This window comes from Alteribacillus sp. YIM 98480 (assembly GCF_009765375.1).
Classification (GTDB): domain Bacteria; phylum Bacillota; class Bacilli; order Bacillales; family Marinococcaceae; genus Alteribacillus.
Genome location: NZ_VTOK01000007.1, coordinates 197,885 through 215,955, shown reverse-complemented (window position 1 = coordinate 215,955; position 18,071 = coordinate 197,885). Strand labels below are relative to the sequence as shown.

Sequence of the window (18,071 nt, the reverse complement as noted above, 5' to 3'; positions counted from 1 at the left end):
CATTTTTTCATTTCATTATAAACAAACGTTATATAAAATTTCATCGTTATTGTTCGATTTTCGCTTCAGGCAGACGCTTTCACCCTCTCAGGGCACTAGCGCGCCATCTACTCCAACTCCCTTTGTTCGTTCTCGTAGTGTCTTCTTTGCCGCGGGTTCCGCTTAAACCTCCTCAGCAGCAAGCTGCCTGCGGGGTCTTCAGCTCAAGCTTATCCCACAGGAGTCGACGCCTTCCGCTATAATCAATCGAATGTTCGTTTTTGATATTAAAATAGTACTTATGAAATGGATTCAATTTAATTTTATATGAAAAACTGCCCCGCAAAAGTTACATTTTTGCGGGGCAGTGTAAGAGTTGTTTACATTTTGTCGCTTCCAAAGAAATTCTTGAATGATTGCAAAGCAGTGTCACGGTTTAAAGCTGCAATCGAAGTCGTAAGCGGAATCCCTTTCGGACAGGATTGCACACAGTTCTGCGAATTACCGCAGTTAGCAAGTCCTCCGTCGCCCATTAAACTTTCCAGACGTTCTGCTTTATTCATTTCGCCTGTTGGATGAGAGTTAAAGAGACGCACTTGCGACAATGGAGCTGGACCGATAAAGTCGGAATTATCGTTAACATTAGGGCAGGCTTCTAAACAAACACCACAGGTCATGCACTTAGATAGTTCATAAGCCCATTGACGTTTGTTTTCTGCCATCCGAGGTCCAGGTCCAAGATCATATGTCCCATCAATTGGAATCCATGCTTTTACTTTTTTCAACGAATCAAACATTCTGCTCCGATCCACCATGAGGTCTCTGATAACAGGGAATGTCTTCATTGGTTCGAGACGGATAGGATGTTCTAGCTGGTCTACTAGCGCCGTACAAGATTGGCGCGGCTTTCCGTTAATTACCATAGAACAGGCCCCGCAAACTTCTTCAAGACAGTTCATGTCCCAAATAACTGGAGCTGTTTCTTTTCCATTAGCGTCAACCGGATTACGGCGGATTTCCATTAAGGCAGAAATGACATTCATATTCGGACGATGAGAAAGCTCAAATTCCTGAACATAAGGTTCACTATCTGGACTTTCCTGACGTGTAATTATAAAACGGATTTTTTTATCTTCGCTCATTTGTTACCAGCTCCTTGCTTGGACCCTTCTTTACCTTTTGAGTAATCACGTTTACGAGGTTTAATCAATGATACGTCAACATCCTCATATTCGAAGTCAGGTCCATTTTTTGCAGGATTATATTTCGCTTTGGTTGTTTTCAAAAATTCTTCGTCATTACGCTCTGGAAATTCCGGTTTATAATGAGCACCGCGGCTCTCATTACGATGGTAAGCACCAAGTGTAATTACTCGAGCGAGATTAAGCATGCCTTTGAGCTGACGGGTGAAAGAAGCAGCCTGGTTGCTCCATTTTGATGTATCGGTCATATTAATATTTTCCCAGCGTTCCATAAGTTCTTGAATCTTTTCATCTGTTTTCAAAAGTTTTTCGTTATCACGAACCACTGTTACGTTATCGGTCATCCATTCGCCGAGTTCTCTATGAAGGGCATAAGCATTCTCAGTGCCTTCCATTTTCATTATATTATCGAACGTTTCTTGTTCTTTCTTCTTCTCATCATCATACAGGGAAGAAGGAAGATCTTCAGCTGACTTTTCTAAACCGCTCATATATTCCACAGCTTTCGGACCGGCAACCATACCGCCGTAAATAGCAGAAACGAGCGAGTTAGCCCCGAGTCTGTTACCACCGTGCTGGGAGTAATCACATTCTCCAGCTGCAAACAGACCAGGAATATTTGTCATTTGATCGTAGTCTATCCACATACCGCCCATAGAATAGTGAACAGCAGGAAAAATCTTCATTGGCACTTTTCGAGGATCATCGCCCATAAACTTCTCATAAATCTCCATAATTCCGCCGAGCTTAACGTCAAGCTCTTTTGGATCTTTATGGGATAAATCCAAGTACACCATATTTTCACCGTTGATACCAAGCTTTTGCTCTACGCATACATCAAAGATTTCACGTGTAGCAATATCACGCGGCACTAAGTTACCATAAGCCGGATATTTCTCTTCAAGGAAGTACCAAGGTTTACCATCTTTGTACGTCCACACTCGGCCGCCTTCCCCGCGTGCTGATTCACTCATGAGACGAAGTTTGTCATCTCCAGGGATAGCAGTCGGGTGAATTTGAATAAATTCCCCATTTGCATAATAAACGCCTTGTTCATAAAGTTTAGAAGCAGCAAACCCTGTATTAATAACGGAATTTGTTGATTTTCCAAAAATAATTCCAGGCCCGCCTGTTGCCATAATAACAGCATCACCACGGAACGTATCAATCTCCATGGAACGGAGGTTTTGTGCAGAAATTCCGCGGCAGCGGCCTTCTTCATCAATAACAGCTGATGTAAATTCCCAGCCTTCATATTTACTTACAAGTCCTGCCACTTCATACCGGCGTACTTGTTCATCTAGTGCATATAGAAGCTGCTGACCTGTTGTTGCTCCCGCAAATGCTGTCCGGTGATGCTGCGTGCCGCCGAAACGACGGAAGTCTAGCAGTCCTTCAGCTGTACGGTTGAACATAACTCCCATACGGTCCATCAAATGGATGATACCAGGAGCAGCTTCTGTCATAGCTTTAACTGGCGGCTGATTAGCCAGGAAGTCACCGCCATACACAGTATCATCAAAGTGTTCCCAAGGAGAGTCGCCTTCCCCTTTTGTATTTACCGCTCCGTTAATGCCGCCCTGGGCACAAACAGAGTGAGATCGTTTTACCGGGACGACAGAGAAAAGGTCTACCTGCTTGCCCGCCTCTGCTGCTTTTATCGTCGCCATAAGCCCCGCGAGGCCTCCGCCGACTACGATAATTTTACCATTGCTCATGTAAGACCCACTCCTTAAATATTGGCTAAATCAGGATTGATGAAAGCAAGCAATGCTCCCATCCCTACTAAAGACAGTGCTATAAAAATAGCGACCGTTGCGTAAGTGGCAATTTGCTGTGACCGCGGACTAACAGTAATACCCCACGACACAAGAAAAGACCAAAGACCGTTAGAAAAGTGGAAGGTTGCAGATAATACCCCAATAATATAAAAGATCAACATAAAATTACTGCTTAGTATATCTGCCATCATATCATAATTTACTGTTGCACCCATAGCAGCCTGTACACGCGTTTCCCAAACGTGCCACGCTATGAAAATAACTAAGTATACTCCTGTAATCCTTTGAACCAAAAACATCCAGTTACGAAAGTATCCGTACCTTTTTGTATTGCTTTTCCCTTGAAAAACAATATACAGTCCATAAATAGCATGAAACAAAATAGGAAGATAGATTACAACTATTTCTAGAAAAAGCCGAAACGGCAAAGTTTCCATAAAGTGAGCAGCTTCATTAAATGCTTCTGCTCCGCGAGTTGCAAAAAAGTTTACCGTTAAGTGCTGGACCAGATAAATCCCAATAGGAATAACACCCAGCAGGGAATGGAGCCTGCGATTCATAAATTCACGGTTTTCAGCCATGCTAATGTTCCTCCCAAAAGTTTTTTTCCTCATTTTTCTGCGCTGTAGTTATTTGTCTAACCCTCGTCCGATGAAACGACCTCCCGTTTTCCAAAGGTTTGGTTTTCGTTCCCGAAAATCATTCCATTATAAAAACCCGGCTTGCCCCCAAGTTTAAATGGCGGAAGCCTAAGTCTCTGCTTATACATTTCTTAACGTACAAGCAAAAACTTCTGTTTAAACAATAGACTGTTTTTTTAAATGTTCACATATGTATGGGAAACATACCGTGCCTTTGGAATTAATCCTAGTCTTTGTTTCTTCGCTCTTTCTGTATACAGAAAGAATATGAAAAAAAGAAAAGTGAATGAGACTGATTAGTCTGACGAATCAGCACTGTTCCCCTTTCTTTTCATAAATCCGACAAATTTATTGTACTCCCAGTTTCATGGCTAGTCAAGAAAACGGATACAGCTTTTTCAGTCCAAAAAGCCGGTCTCCTATGCATAAATCATAAGAAACCGGTTTTTTCCTTATTTTTGTATTATTAACCTATAATCATACGCTCCGTCGGATATTTATAATGAGATTTGGTTTCTTTTTTCTTAACAGAAAACAAGAAAACTAAAATGCCAACACGGCCGATAAACATTAATACCATTAACAATATGTGACTGCTGTGTGATAGATCAGGAGTCACACCAGTCGACAGCCCGCACGTACCAAAAGCAGAGCTCGCTTCAAATATAATGTCAATTAATTCTACATTTCTATTCCCTTGTTCAAATGCACTTATCAGCGTAACGGCTGCAAATAGTCCAAACAGAAAGAAAGATAGGACCATAAACGCTTTTTGCTTATCCTCTGGATGAATTTCACGTCCAAAAACTTTCACATCACTTTTCCCTAGCGCAAAACTTCGAATGGCAAGAAACATCACAGCAAGCGTCGTAGTTCGAATCCCTCCGCCTACACTTGAAGGGCTCGCCCCGATAATCATTAACGAGGAAATAAACAACATTGTCGGCATGGTATAATCTGCAATATCCATCGTTGATAAACCGGCACTTCTTGCAGTTGCCGAGTTAAAAATAGTATAAAAAAACTGCTGATGCCAAGCCATGTCTTCATAAAACATATCTTTTTCTAATATCCATATCCCTAGTGCACCAAAAATAAATACTAAAAAATAAGTCGTAACGGTTACTTTTGTAAATAAGCTGAATTTAAAATGATTCCCTTTTGTCATAAAATACTCTCTTACTTCCATCAATACTGGAAAGCCAATAGCACCAGCGAAAATAAGGAGCAGAACGATAAATTGAACGTAATAATCGTTGGCAAATGGAATTAATGACTCCCCTGTAACATCAAAACCAGCGTTAGTAAAGGCGCTTAATGCGCCAAAAGCACCTTGATAATAAGCTTGTGCCGGCGTATCAAAATACTGGAGGTAGTAAGTCCCCAATACAAGAGCACCTATCGTTTCTATAGCCAATGCAAGTAGTATTATCCCTCGCATCAGTTTAACCATGCCAGAAAACTGATACTGATTTTGGTCTACCATAATTAAAAGACGCTTAGATAAATTAATCTTTCTTCCAAACAACATCCACACAAAGGTACCAAGAGACATAATTCCAATTCCGCCCAGCTGCATAGCAAGAGCCAGGAAAAACACACCTGTATAGCTTAATGTTTCAGATACATTGATTACCGTTAGACCGGTAACGCTCACTGCTGATACAGATGTAAATAACGCTTCCATATAGTTCAAGTTTACTCCGCTCTGCTGTGAGAACGGAAGCCATAGAAGGAAGCTGATCAAAAACATAGATAGAATATAAGAAACAATGATCATCCTAAAAGGAGTCATAAAATGTTCTAAGCCCTTTTTCATATCGCTTACCTCCGAAAGAATTCGGGCTTTAGTATATCATTTCTAATATGCGGAAGCTATAGAGATTTTTAATTTTAAGCGGTATAATACTAGTGGGGAAAGGACGGTTAGAATGGAAGAAAACGAAAACAACTATGCGAGTTTCAGCTATACCCTGCTTCGAAATACGCTGATTCCTGAACTGTTAGGAAAAGAAGAAGCGGATATAATGTATTGGGGCGGTAAAACAATTGCAAGAAAATACCCTGCCGAAGACTTACAGGATATTGTGTCTTTTTTTAATCAAGCTGGATGGGGAGAGCTTAAAATAACAAAAGAAAAAAGAAGAGAATATCATTTTGATTTCATACTGCCTCCAACAACAGAACACCAATCCATAGACCGGCACCTTGAGGCAGGATTTCTTGCAGAACAAATCGAGAATTTAAAAGGAAAAACAGCAGAAACATACATAATAGAAAAACGTAAACATATTACCTTTGAAGTACATTGGGACCGTTAATAACCAAAACTTGCTCTGCGGCCGAGTACCATCGGCTAAAAAAGTAAAGAAAACTTGGCTGGCGTTAATCCTTTGGGCGAAGACGATTACCTCGTTGCACTTATACTGATTTCCGCAAAATGTTGACGACGTCGATCATTCATCCACGCTAAATTTTTATACATTTCTAGAGTGCAAAAAAGCATCCGCTTTGCGTATTCCATCTCAAAACGGATGCTTTATTCGGTTTCATGCAGCCTTCGTATAAGTTCTCTTGATACTTGGTCAGGCAGAGAAACCTTTCGAAAATCTTCTAATGATGCTTCTTTTATTTTTTTCATTGACCCAAAATGTTTAAGCAGCTGCCGTTTTCTTTTTTCGCCTATTCCTGGTACGTCATCAAGAATAGAAGTAAACATATTCTTCTTTCTAGTCTGGCGGTGAAATGTAATGGCAAAACGATGGACTTCATCTTGAATGCGCTGCAGCAAATAAAATGCATGGCTGTTACGTTTAAACGGCACTACTTGTGCTGGCTCTCCCATGATCAGTTCCGAGGTTTTGTGCTTTTCATCTTTGGCCATACCAGCTACTGGTACTGTTAACCCTAACTCGTCTTCTAACACGCTTTTTGCGGCACTTAACTGCCCTTTACCGCCATCAACCAAAATTAAATCTGGCAGCGGAGCATCTTCTTTGAGAAGCCGTACATAACGCCGGCGGATTACTTCCTTCATGGAGGCATAATCATCCGGACCATCTACGCTTTTCACTTTGTACTTACGGTAATCTTTTTTAAATGGCTTTCCGTCCATAAAGCTGACCATAGCTGCCACCGGATCGGTACCTTGAATATTTGAATTATCAAAGGCTTCAATACGATGAGGGACATCTATTTGAAGCGTTCGGCCAAGATCCTCTACCGCTTTGATTGTCCGTTCTTCATCTCTTTCAATCAACTCAAACCTTTCTTTTAGAGCTTGTACCGCATTTTTTTCAGCAAGCTGCAAAAGTTCCCTTTTTTTACCTCTTTTCGGCTGAACTACTTTCACTTCAAGTAATTGCTCTGCCATTTCTATATCCAATCGTTCAGGCAGCAGTACTTCTTTTGGTTTTAAATGTTCTTCTTTTAAATAAAATTGACCTAAAAACGTAAGAAAATCTTCTTCTGGAGCTTGATAAAAAGGAAAAATAGATACATCTCTTTCTATTAACTTGCCTTGCCGGACAAAAAATACTTGTACACACATCCAGCCCTTGTCGTAAGCGTATGCGAAAACATCCCTGTTTACTTGGTCATTAATAGTCATTTTTTGCTTTTCCATGACTGCATCAATGTCCTGCATTTGATCACGCATTTCTTTGGCTCGTTCAAAGTTTAATTCTTCTGCAGCTTTCTCCATTTTTTCCTGCAGCTCTTTTTTCACCTCTTGATGACCGTTGTTTAGAAAACGAACCATTTCGCCTACTAGTTTTTGATTGGTTTCTTGTGTCACTTCAAATTCGCATGGAGCAAGACATTGTCCAATGTGATAATAAAGACAGACACGATCTGGAAGCGTTCGGCACTTTCTTAGCGGGTACAGGCGGTCGAGAAGTTTTTTTGTTTCGTTGGCCGCCCCGGCATTCGGGTAAGGACCAAAATATTTCCCTCCATCTTTTTTCACTTTTCTCGTCGTTATGAGGCGGGGGTGGGTTTCATTTGTTATTTTTAAATAAGGGTACGATTTATCATCTTTTAAAATAACATTATACTTTGGCTCGTGCTTTTTAATAAGGTTCATCTCTAATATGAGAGCTTCTACGTTTGAAGAAGTAATAATATATTCAAAATCACGGATTTGACTGACAAGCTGCTGGGTTTTCCCATCGTGGGAGCCGGTGAAGTAAGAACGAACCCGGTTTTTTAACACTTTCGCTTTGCCGACATAAATAATCGTTCCGTGTTTATCTTTCATCAAATAACAACCAGGCTGTGCAGGCAGCACTGCCAGTTTTTCTTTTAGTTGGCTCAAACCTTACGCACCTCACGTTTTCATTCCGATATTGCTTATATCTTCCTTTATCCAGTCTTTAAGCAAAATTACATGGTTGTATTTCTCATTTTTCGCTGCATATAAAAGCGTCACTTTTTTAGAACTAGCTTGATAGACAAGTTCATCATAAGCTTCTTTCCTTTTTTTATTTGATTGTAATTCCTTTTTATATTTTTCTGCAAACATTTTAAATTTTTCTTCATCATGGTTAAACCATTTCCGCAACTCTGTACTTGGAGCCACGTCTTTTATCCATTCATCTAGTTCAGCTTCTGATTTGGACACTCCACGCGGCCAAATTCTGTCTACAAGCACCCTTTTACCGTCATCATCCGTTTTATTTTCATAAATTCGCTTGATTTTTATCGCCACAAAGAGCCTCCTTTTATTCCTTAAATGTAAACATTCTATTCTGAACATTCAATTCTTCATTCTCATGTTGGTCTTAGCGTTAAGAAAAGCGCAAGCGCCTTGCTCACGAGCGACAAGTCCTGGAGGGTCGGCATATGGAAAGCTGATCTTTGCTTTCCATTAACGAACCGAAGGAATCTCGAGCGAGTAGGCGCTTGCGCTAGACATCAAAAACGCCAAAATATTTATCATTTCTTACCTTTATAAAAAAACTGCTGAACTCACATAGTCAGCAGTTTTTTTATCGGGTTTTAAAGATGCTTATTCAAAAGCTCAACCAATTGTTCTTTTGGCTGGAATCCTACTACTTGCTCGACCACTTCGCCGTCTTTGAAAACAAGCAGGGTAGGGATACTCATTACCCCATATTTTCCAGCTGTTTCTTGGTTTTCATCTACATCAAGTTTTGCAATTTTAATTTCTTCTCCCATTTCAGAGTCAATTTCCTCCAGTACAGGAGCAATCATTTTACAAGGTCCGCACCATGGCGCCCAAAAGTCAGCCAGTACGACACCTTGGGATGTTTCATCAGCAAAATTTTGGTCCGATACATTTACAATGGCCATTTTCAAAAAGTCCTCCTTTAAGCATACATTCAATCATTCAATGCTATTATAGCACTATGATTTATTCGTTGCGAATAAATTGCTTTGATTAATGTACCCTCCTCTGTCTATGCATAAACATGTGGGAATAATTGATGAAGGGGCTTTTCTTTCAGTTATATGGAAAGCTGATTTTTGCTTTCCATTGACGAACAGAAGGAATCTCGAGCGAGTAGGCGCTTGCGCTAGACATATAAAACGCTAAAATGTATATTCTCTTATCCAATAACAAAAAGAGGGCTGCTGCCACCCTCTTATTAAAACAAAGAAATTGAGTTTTGTGCGTTTATATACCCGGATCCATATTTATTGGGGTCTCTATCATCCCAATAATCGGCTCCTTCTTTTAATAGTTCTTTCACGCGATCGGGTGTAAGTTGAGGTTCGTATTCCAACAATAAAGCAGCAATTCCTGCACAAATGGGCGCTGCCATAGATGTTCCGGAGAGTGTAAAATAATTCTCCCCTTCTCTATTTGCTTTTTGTGTTTTATCTATCAAGGAATTTGGGGCTCGTAATGAAGTAATATTAACACCCGGTGCTAAAATATCCGGCTTTGTTTTTCCGTATATCGTAGGCCCTCTGCTTGAAAAATCAGCTACCTCATCGTCCTCTCTTAATTCTGTTTCCTGATCATCCAAAGCTCCAACGGTTATAATCGTATCACTGATTCCAGGACTTGCAATGGTCTGTGGTTCAGGTCCTTCATTTCCTGCAGCAGCCACAACGACAATGCCATTTTCCCAAGCTTTATCTACTATTTTTACCATCGGATCCTCTTTTTCATTTTCATACCGCTGGGCGCTGCTTCCTAAAGACATACTAATAATATCAATGGAATTTTCTTGATTATTATTATAATCAATACACCATTGAACGCCTTGCATAATAGTTTCCAAGGTTCCCGATCCATTCTTATCAAGGACTTTTACTCCAACAACGTCTGCTTTAGGTGCTGGTCCCCTATATTGCCCGGAAGAAAGAGAGCCATCGCCTGCAGCACATCCTGCGCAGTGCGTTCCGTGTCCATTATCATCATACGGGTCGGTTTCGTTCCCAATAAAATCAGCAAAGTCTATAATGCGGCCTTCTAGATCAGCGTGCGGATGAATTCCCGTGTCAACTACTGCCAGGGTTGTTCCATTCCCTGTCAATTCTATTTCTTCTCCATTTCTTTCTATATTTCTAGCATTAGCAGCTGACACCGCCGTATCTAATAGGGCTGTCACTTTACGATTTAAATACACTCTTTTTATATGACTGCAAGTATGGAGTATTTGCTCAATGGCTGCAGGTGTTACATTAGCACTGCAGCATGACACGATAGGAAATTGTTTTCTTACTCCGCATTTTCTTTTGCCATTGATGAGGCGGCAAACTTCATCGTATCCTTTTTGATAATGATCATGATTAAATTCAATAACAACGGACATTTGTTTTGATTTATTTATAAAGAGTTCGGCAGCTTTGTGCAGAAAACACGGAATTCGTTTAAATGGTTCGTATAAATGCAAAATTTCTTCTTTTAACGGTTTATCTAATTGGTTACTGTAAGACCGTACCATTTTTGTCATTTTATATCCAAACATAATTATCCTTCCTTTCTGTGTTTGGCATGTCATAGATTATGAGAAAGGAAGGATAACAGAAACGGCAGTTTGTCTACCTTGTAAAAAATGAGAAACTTTTACTGCCGAATAACAAAAAGCTTAAGTACCCTGGTATGGAAGTTCTATTAAAAAACTATTTTTGCTCAAGCTAGCAGGAAAGATAAAAGCTATCCCTGACTTGGTTATGGGATAGCTTTTATTCGGTAAATATATTGTAATTATGTGGTTACTTTTTTAAATTCTTCGGTCAGTTTCGGAATTACATCAAAGAGGTCGCCAATAATGCCGTAGTCCGCTACTTCAAAGATTGGAGCGTCTGGATCTTTATTGATCGCAACAATTACTTTCGAATTGGACATCCCTGCAAGGTGCTGGATGGCTCCGGAGATACCTGCCGCAATATATAAATCCGGTGTAACCACTTTCCCTGTCTGGCCTATTTGTAAAGAATAATCGCAATATTCTGCATCGCAAGCGCCGCGGGAAGCCCCAACTGCAGCTCCTAATACTTCTGCCAGCTCTTCAAGCGGCTTAAATCCTTCTGCGCTTTTTACTCCACGTCCGCCTGCTACAATTATTTTCGCTTCTGACAAGTCGACACCGCCGCTTGTTTTCTTCACCACATCTTTAATTGTTGTACGAAGATCTTTAATATCTACATTTATCGAAGAAATATCCCCGCTTCTAGAAGAATTCTCATCAAGAGGAGCAATGTTGTTTGGACGAACGGTGGCGAATACGATGCCTTCTTCTATGGCTTTCTTTTCAAAAGCTTTTCCGGAATAAATCGGGCGGGTAAATACAGCTTTTCCGTTTTCCATTACTACATCAACCGCGTCAGATACAAGACCTGCATCGAGCTTAGCAGCTGCACGAGGAGCAAGGTCTTTCCCGCTTGATGTATGACCGATAATAATACTTTCCGGACTTTCCAGGTCACAAACTTGCAGCAGTGCTTGGGTATAAGCATCGGTTGTATATTGAGAAAGTTCTGGTTTTTCTGCTGTTACCACACGGTCTGCCCCGTAATGAATCATTTTTTCAGCGTGTGATTTCAGATTCTCCCCAAATAAAGCACCGACTACTTCTCCGCCATCAGCAATCTGCTTTCCAGCAGCAATCACTTCAAAAGAGACGTTTCGCAAATCACCATCTTTTACTTCCCCTAACACTAATACTTTTTTTGCCATGATAAATCCCCTCCGTTATATGACCTTTGCTTCATTTTTTAACAAGCTGACAAGCTCATTCACTTGATCATCTACTTCCCCTTCAAGTACTTTTCCTGCTTGTTTTTCAGGCGGAAGGAAACGATCGAGCGTTTTTGTTTTTGCTTTTACGTCTTCTTCCTCAAGATCTAAATCGTCCAGATCAATAGTATCCAGCGGTTTTTTCTTCGCTTTCATAATACCGGGAAGAGACGGATAACGCGGTTCATTTAAGCCTTGCTGACATGTCACGAGAACCGGAAGAGTGGTTTCAATTTGCTCCACATCCCCTTCAACATCGCGTTCGATTTTTGCTGTTTGGCCGTCTATTTCTAGATTTGTAATCGTGGTAACCTGGTTAATGCCAAGACCTTCTGCTACCCGGGGCGCCACTTGGCCGGCTCCATCATCAACAGCGACGTTGCCGCCGAGAATAATATCGTATTCCTGGTCTTTTAAATAAGATGTGAGCGCTTTACTAATAGAATAATGATCTATCTCTTCTTCGATATCTTCTACATCAATAAGCGCTGCTTTATCTGCGCCCATCGCAAGGGCTGTTCTTAATTCTTTTTCTGCTTCTTCATCACCAACTGTCACAACGGTTACTTCACCGCCGTGCTCGTCTCTAAGAACAATAGCTTCTTCAATCGCATACTCATCATATGGGTTAATAATAAATTCTGCGCCTTCTTCGTCAATCACTCCGTCATTAATGACGATTTTTTCTTCGGTATCAAACGTTCTTTTCATAATGACAAAAATATTCATTCCCTGGTCCCTCCTAAGCTTACGTTACTGATTTTTAAACGTCGGTTTTCTCTTCTCTAAAAAAGCATGAATTCCTTCTTTTCCATCATCAGACTCATATGCTTCACCAAAAAGTTCCGCTTCTTTTTGAACTCCGTCTGAAAAACGAGTTCGTTTAGAATACTGGAGCAGCTCCATGATCATTTTAATTGTCACGCCGCTTTTAGATGCAGCTTTTTCAGCTAATGCGGTCGCTTTTTCTAATACTTCTTCAGCTGGACATGCTGTATTAACTAATCCCCATTTTTCTGCTTCAGCACCTGTTATAGGTTCTCCAGTAAGAAGCATTTCTGCTGCTTTCGCTCTTCCAACCAAATCAGGCAACCTCTGACTTCCGGCAAATCCGGGTATCAATCCAAGATTTATCTCCGGCTGTCCTAACTTAGCATCCTCAGCAGCAATCCGAAGATGACATGCCATTGCAAGCTCTAAACCGCCGCCTAAAGCTGCTCCATGTATCGCAGCAATCACTGGTTTTGTAAGGGCTTCCAAACGATCGAATAATAATTGGCCTTTTCTAGCCAGCTCAGAAAACTCTTCCCCATTTTCAACTGTAGTAAATTCTTTAATGTCAGCTCCTGCCGCAAAAAATTTGCCATCCCCGTGCAATATGATCACTTTTACTTCGCCATCCGAATCTAACGTATCGAGAGCTTCATTTAATTCCGTAATCACAGCACGGGACAAGGCGTTTGCTGGAGGACGCTTAAATGTTAAAATGGCAATGCTGCCTTCTTTTTTTATCTGGAAACATTCCATGAAAAGGTAACCTCCTTGTTTGGCGTTACGTTTTAACACCAGCCTTAAATCCGTGTAGAAGCATTTCACAGATAGGTTCTGAGAACGCTTCTAAATCATATTTACAATCTTTCATTACCCAGTTTGTCGTTACTTCATCAAGTGTTCCAAAAATCATCTGACGGGCCAGTTTCTCATTGAGGTGAGGAGAAAAAGCCTCTTTTTCCTTACCTCTTATAATGATGCTTTCTATCAGCCGTAAATAATCTTTGAGCACTTCATTAATGCGCTGACGAAGTGCACTGCTGGATTGTCGAAGTTCAAGCTGTGTAACGACCGCATATTCTTGATTAGCAGCTAACTGCTTAAAATGCATAGTCACTAATGTTTTCATCTGCTCTTCTATCGTTTCAGCTTCCTTTAGCTGCACACGGATTTTTTCAACAAAATAACTCATTTTTTCCTCAAATAAGGAAATAAGAATATCTTCTTTATTATTAAAGTATAAATAAATGGTTCCATCTGCTACCCCGGCATCTTTAGCAATTTTAGAAACTTGAGCATGATGGTAGCCGTTCCTGGCAATTACCCGGACAGCTGCTTCTATAATTTGTTCGTATTTCGGGCCCCTTTTTTTTCCCATCTTTAACTTCCTTTCCTCACACATCTTCAAATCGGATCGGCCTCATGTGGTGAATGACCATTCATTCATAAACTTTGTTCTATTGTAGAAAAATTTTAACCAATTGTCAATAGGCCGAAACCTTTTCAAGAGTTACTAGGAAGGATGCCCAGATGTACGATTTTCTTTCTCCTCTTCTATTAACACTCTTTTTAATATTTTACCCACGTTCGTTTTTGGAAGCTGATTGCGAAACTCATATAAACGAGGCACTTTAAATGAGGCCAATTGACTGCGGCAATAATCGTCTAGCTGCTTTTCGTTTATTTCTGCCCCTTCCTTTTTCACAATAAATGCTTTAATCGTCTCTCCGCAGTATGGGTCAGGTACGCCTATGACTACTGCTTCCTGTATGGTTTCATGTTCATAAAGCACTTCTTCAATTTCTCTAGGATAAATGTTGAAGCCCCCGGCAATGATCATATCTTTTTTACGATCAGCAATATAAAAATATCCTTCTTCATCCATATATCCCATATCACCAGTCAAAAGCCAGTTATCTTTAAAAGCTGCTGATGTTTCTTCAGCGCGGTTCCAATACCCTTTCATTATCTGCGGTCCGCGTACAGCAATTTCGCCTATTTCTTTTTTCGGGGCAAATTTACCGTTCTGCGTGAGAATTGCTGCTTCTGTGTCCGGCCAAGGAAGTCCTATGCTTCCTTCTTTTCGCTGCTCCCAAATTAAATTACAATGGGTGACGGGTGAAGCTTCTGTAAGACCATACCCTTCAACCAGCTTTCCGCCTGTCACTTCTTCAAATTGCTGCTGGACTTCACGAGGAAGCGGAGCTGAACCGCTAATACAAGCTTCTATAGAGGAAAGATCAAAATCATGTATTTTTTCATTATTTAAAAGCCCGATATACATAGTTGGCGCCCCAGGAAAAAGCGTAATCTTCTGCTTTTCGATCGTCTTTAATACCTCCTCTGGATCAAACTTAGGGAGGATGACTAATTCAGCAGCATGCATAATCGATAGATTCATAGAAACGGTCATTCCATAAACGTGAAAGAAAGGAAGCACAGCTAGCGTTTTCTCTTTTCCTTGCTTCATTTTATACATCCAGCGTAAACATTGGGTTGTGTTTGCGACAAGATTATAATGAGTCAGCATTACCCCTTTAGCAGGCCCAGTTGTTCCTCCTGTGTATTGAAGTAAAGCAAGATCTGATTCTGGGTCTATATCTACTTCAGGAACTGCAGACTCTCCATCTTCGATAAGTTTGTGAAATTGATGAGTGGCTTCATTATAGTTAACGTGAATTTTCATTTCATTATTCTTCCGCTGAGTAAGCGGATACAAAATATTTTTTGGAAAAGCAAGAGCATCTTTTATGCCCGTCACAATGACATGCTCAAGGCTTGTGTTTTCCATTGCTTTCATTACACGCGGGTAAAACATATCAAGACAAACGATCGCTTTTGCTCCTGAGTCAATCAGTTGATGATTAAGCTCCCGTTCTACATACAATGGGTTTGTTTGCACAACAATAGCTCCAGCCATTAATACACCATAGTAACTAATTACTGATTGCGGCGTGTTAGGAAGCATTATTGCAACCCGGTCTCCTTTTTCTATTCCTAACTTGATTAATTGATTCGCAAAGGAAGAAGCCTCTGTTAATAACTGCTGATAAGACCATTGCTTCCCAAAAAAACTCATTGCATGGTGATCAGCATAATGTGATGCTGATTCTTTTAGAAAAGCAGGCAAAGGTTTCTTTTCATACGAAATTTCCAAGGGGATCTCTTCTGGATATTGCTCATACCATATGCTTTCTGTTTCTGTTTGCAACTGTTGAACCTCCTCTTTTTCACCTCTCCTTTCTTCAAGTCATTACTCCTCTCTCTTTCATTGTACTGATTAGTCGCTCATTTTGAAAGTATAAAATCTTCAAACAACTATATAAAACGCCAAAATTCACCAGGAATTTTCTTTTTATCAACGTTTTTTCCTGTCACAGCTCTCCCTCTATGGTGCGGTCCTTTCTCTTTCTACCTTCTCATTTGTATAAAAACTCGGTTTGCCGCCGATTCCTTATGTCAATATACTTTCATCCTTTTAACAAATTTTCAAAAAATATAAAGAAACAGCACCACAGGGCACCGTTTCTTTATGTGATTTACTGGTTTTTAGTTTTGAAGCTTTTCTTTTTCTTCTTCCATAAGTGTTCTTTTTAAAATTTTGCCAACCATTGTTTTTGGCAGTTCTGTTCGAAATTCATAAAGATGAGGTACTTTAAATGCTGCCAAGTAAGCACGGCAATGCTTTTCTAATTTTTCTGCTGTAACATTTTTTCCTTCTTTTAACACAATAAAAGCTTTTACGGTTTCGCCTCGATAAGGATCCGGAACCCCAATAACTGCTGCTTCCTTAACAGCAGTATGTTCATACAGCACTTCTTCAATCTCACGGGGATATATATTAAACCCTCCAGCTATAATCATATCTTTTTTTCTGTCTACGATATAAAAATAACCATCTTCATCCATATAACCCATATCCCCAGTTAGAAACCAGTCTTCTTTAAAAGCAGCTGCTGTTTCTTCGGGGCGGTTCCAATAGCCTTTCATTACTTGGGGGCCTTTCACTATGATTTCTCCAATCTCTCCTGCCTCAGCTATTTCCCCCGTTTCGGCTGATAAAATAGCAGCTTCGGTATCCGGCCATGGCACGCCAATACTTCCCATTTTACGTTTTCCCCAAATCGGTGTTGATATTGCTACGGGAGAGGTTTCTGTCAGTCCGTATCCCTCGACAAGCTTTCCATTCGTCAATTTTTCGAAACGTTCTTGTACTTCTTGCGGCAGCGGTGCCGACCCGCTTAAACAAGCTTCAATAGAAGACAAGTCGTATTTCTGAATTTTAGGTTCATTGATCAGTCCGACATACATCGTCGGTGCACCAGGAAAAAGAGACACCTTATGCTTTTGTATAGCTTTTAACACTTGCACCGGCTCAAATTTTGGCAAAATGATCATTTTAGAATGATACATAACAGCTAGGTTCATGACAACCGTCATACCATAGACATGAAAAAATGGAAGAGCAGCCAGGACAATTTCTTCTCCTTTTTTCATCTTGTACATCCACGTTCTGCATTGCAGCGTATTTGCAACTAGGTTGTAATGCGTTAACATCACGCCTTTTGCAGGACCCGTAGTCCCGCCTGTATATTGCAGCAAAGCGAGCTCTTTTTTAGGATAAATGGAGTATTCCGAGATTTTGCCTTTCTTATTCGCTAACAATTCTTTCAACGGATGCGTATTTTCACTATAAATTATGTTTACTTTTATACCGGTATTTTTCTTTTGAATAAAAGGATAAATAACGTTTTTCGGAAAAGGAAGATAATCTTTTATGCTCGTAACAATGACATGTTCAAGAAATGTTTCTGAGCGTACTTTTTCAACTTTCGGAAATAGAATATCGAGACAAATCATTACTTTCGCGCCTGAATCATTCATTTGATGCTGGATTTCTCGCTCTACGTATAGAGGGTTCGTCTGAACAACTACTGCTCCTGCCATCAATGCCCCATAGTAGCAGATAACAGATTGCGGTGTATTGGCAAGCATGATGGCAACTCTGTCTCCTTTTTCTACTTCCAGCAACTGCAGCTGATAGGCCAGCCTTTGAGCTTTGTCATACACTTCCTTATACGTCATATTCTTTCCCATGAAATGAAGAGCTTGTTTATCAGGCTCTGTTTCTGCAGCTTCTTTTAAATAGGATTGCAAAGACCTTTCCTCATATTCGATCGATGAAGGGATTTCGTTTGGATAATGTGCGAGCCAAACCTTTTCCTTTGTCATTGTTATTTCCCCCTAGAGAATTTTTCTTTACGATATTTTCCTATTCTACTTTATGAATCACTTACCAGTATCATCCCTCTCCTTTTCATGCTTTTATTTAGAATACTTGCTAGCACGCCTCAAATTTTAACGGCGTCGATAATCATCCATGCTAAAATTTTATGCTTTCCTATCAGTGTTAGAAAAACTCGACTTGCCCCGAGTCCTATGGCGGAAGATGTAGTTTTTCTTATACTTTGATCCTTTAACAAAT

General features: G+C 40.3%; 15 protein-coding genes. 1 reads left to right on the top strand and 14 read right to left on the bottom strand.

Annotation, left to right across the window (positions count from 1 at the left end):
* Positions 1-359: 359 nt before the first annotated feature.
* From sdhB to FZF09_RS11030, 4 genes are all read right to left on the bottom strand, one after another.
* Entirely contained in the window at positions 360-1,121 is a 762-nt protein-coding gene (sdhB, locus tag FZF09_RS11045; RefSeq protein ID WP_091581939.1) for a succinate dehydrogenase iron-sulfur subunit, read from the bottom strand.
* Complete coding sequence (gene sdhA, locus FZF09_RS11040; protein ID WP_158736650.1) at positions 1,118-2,899, bottom strand: succinate dehydrogenase flavoprotein subunit; 1,782 nt, start codon at positions 2,897-2,899, stop codon at positions 1,118-1,120. The genes sdhB and sdhA overlap by 4 nt, the downstream gene beginning before the upstream one ends.
* A 14-nt stretch (positions 2,900-2,913) precedes the next feature.
* Positions 2,914-3,543 (bottom strand): succinate dehydrogenase cytochrome b558 subunit, encoded by a 630-nt coding sequence (locus FZF09_RS11035; RefSeq protein WP_091581935.1) that lies wholly within the window; start codon positions 3,541-3,543, stop codon positions 2,914-2,916.
* Positions 3,544-4,069: 526 nt separating this feature from the next.
* Positions 4,070-5,422, bottom strand: coding sequence for a TrkH family potassium uptake protein (locus FZF09_RS11030; protein WP_158736649.1), 1,353 nt, complete (start codon positions 5,420-5,422; stop codon positions 4,070-4,072).
* A gap of 112 nt (positions 5,423-5,534) precedes the next feature.
* Between FZF09_RS11030 and FZF09_RS11025 the strand changes: the two genes are divergently transcribed.
* Entirely contained in the window at positions 5,535-5,924 is a 390-nt protein-coding gene (locus FZF09_RS11025; RefSeq protein WP_158736648.1) for a YslB family protein, read from the top strand.
* Between the two features lie 218 nt (positions 5,925-6,142).
* Here FZF09_RS11025 and uvrC read toward each other — a convergent pair whose 3' ends face one another.
* The 10 genes from uvrC to FZF09_RS10975 form a co-directional block, all read right to left on the bottom strand.
* A complete protein-coding gene (gene uvrC, locus FZF09_RS11020; RefSeq protein WP_233269476.1) occupies positions 6,143-7,861 on the bottom strand; it encodes an excinuclease ABC subunit UvrC in 1,719 nt (572 codons plus the stop codon).
* A 69-nt stretch (positions 7,862-7,930) separates the two neighbouring features.
* Positions 7,931-8,311 carry a DUF488 domain-containing protein gene (locus tag FZF09_RS11015; protein WP_158736646.1) on the bottom strand — a complete coding sequence of 127 codons (381 nt, stop codon included), beginning with the start codon at positions 8,309-8,311 and terminating at the stop codon, positions 7,931-7,933.
* Between the two features lie 290 nt (positions 8,312-8,601).
* Positions 8,602-8,916: a thioredoxin gene (trxA, locus tag FZF09_RS11010; protein WP_158736645.1), complete on the bottom strand. Its 315-nt coding sequence runs from the start codon at positions 8,914-8,916 to the stop codon at positions 8,602-8,604.
* Positions 8,917-9,212: 296 nt separating this feature from the next.
* Positions 9,213-10,544, bottom strand: a complete 1,332-nt coding sequence (locus FZF09_RS11005; RefSeq protein WP_158736644.1) for a S8 family peptidase — start codon at positions 10,542-10,544, stop codon at positions 9,213-9,215.
* Positions 10,545-10,783: 239 nt separating this feature from the next.
* The gene (locus FZF09_RS11000; protein ID WP_158736643.1) at positions 10,784-11,755 is read right to left on the bottom strand and encodes an electron transfer flavoprotein subunit alpha/FixB family protein; all 972 of its coding nucleotides are present in this window, start codon (positions 11,753-11,755) and stop codon (positions 10,784-10,786) included.
* A 15-nt stretch (positions 11,756-11,770) separates the two neighbouring features.
* Positions 11,771-12,544 carry an electron transfer flavoprotein subunit beta/FixA family protein gene (locus tag FZF09_RS10995; protein ID WP_158736642.1) on the bottom strand — a complete coding sequence of 258 codons (774 nt, stop codon included), beginning with the start codon at positions 12,542-12,544 and terminating at the stop codon, positions 11,771-11,773.
* Positions 12,545-12,568: 24 nt separating this feature from the next.
* The gene (locus FZF09_RS10990) at positions 12,569-13,342 is read right to left on the bottom strand and encodes an enoyl-CoA hydratase (RefSeq protein ID WP_158736641.1); all 774 of its coding nucleotides are present in this window, start codon (positions 13,340-13,342) and stop codon (positions 12,569-12,571) included.
* 25 nt (positions 13,343-13,367) lie between these two features.
* Complete coding sequence (locus tag FZF09_RS10985; protein WP_158736640.1) at positions 13,368-13,964, bottom strand: fatty acid metabolism transcriptional regulator FadR; 597 nt, start codon at positions 13,962-13,964, stop codon at positions 13,368-13,370.
* Between the two features lie 135 nt (positions 13,965-14,099).
* Positions 14,100-15,797 carry a long-chain-fatty-acid--CoA ligase gene (locus tag FZF09_RS10980; RefSeq protein WP_158736639.1) on the bottom strand — a complete coding sequence of 566 codons (1,698 nt, stop codon included), beginning with the start codon at positions 15,795-15,797 and terminating at the stop codon, positions 14,100-14,102.
* A 338-nt stretch (positions 15,798-16,135) separates the two neighbouring features.
* Complete coding sequence (locus FZF09_RS10975) at positions 16,136-17,818, bottom strand: long-chain-fatty-acid--CoA ligase (RefSeq protein WP_158736638.1); 1,683 nt, start codon at positions 17,816-17,818, stop codon at positions 16,136-16,138.
* Positions 17,819-18,071: the final 253 nt, after the last annotated feature.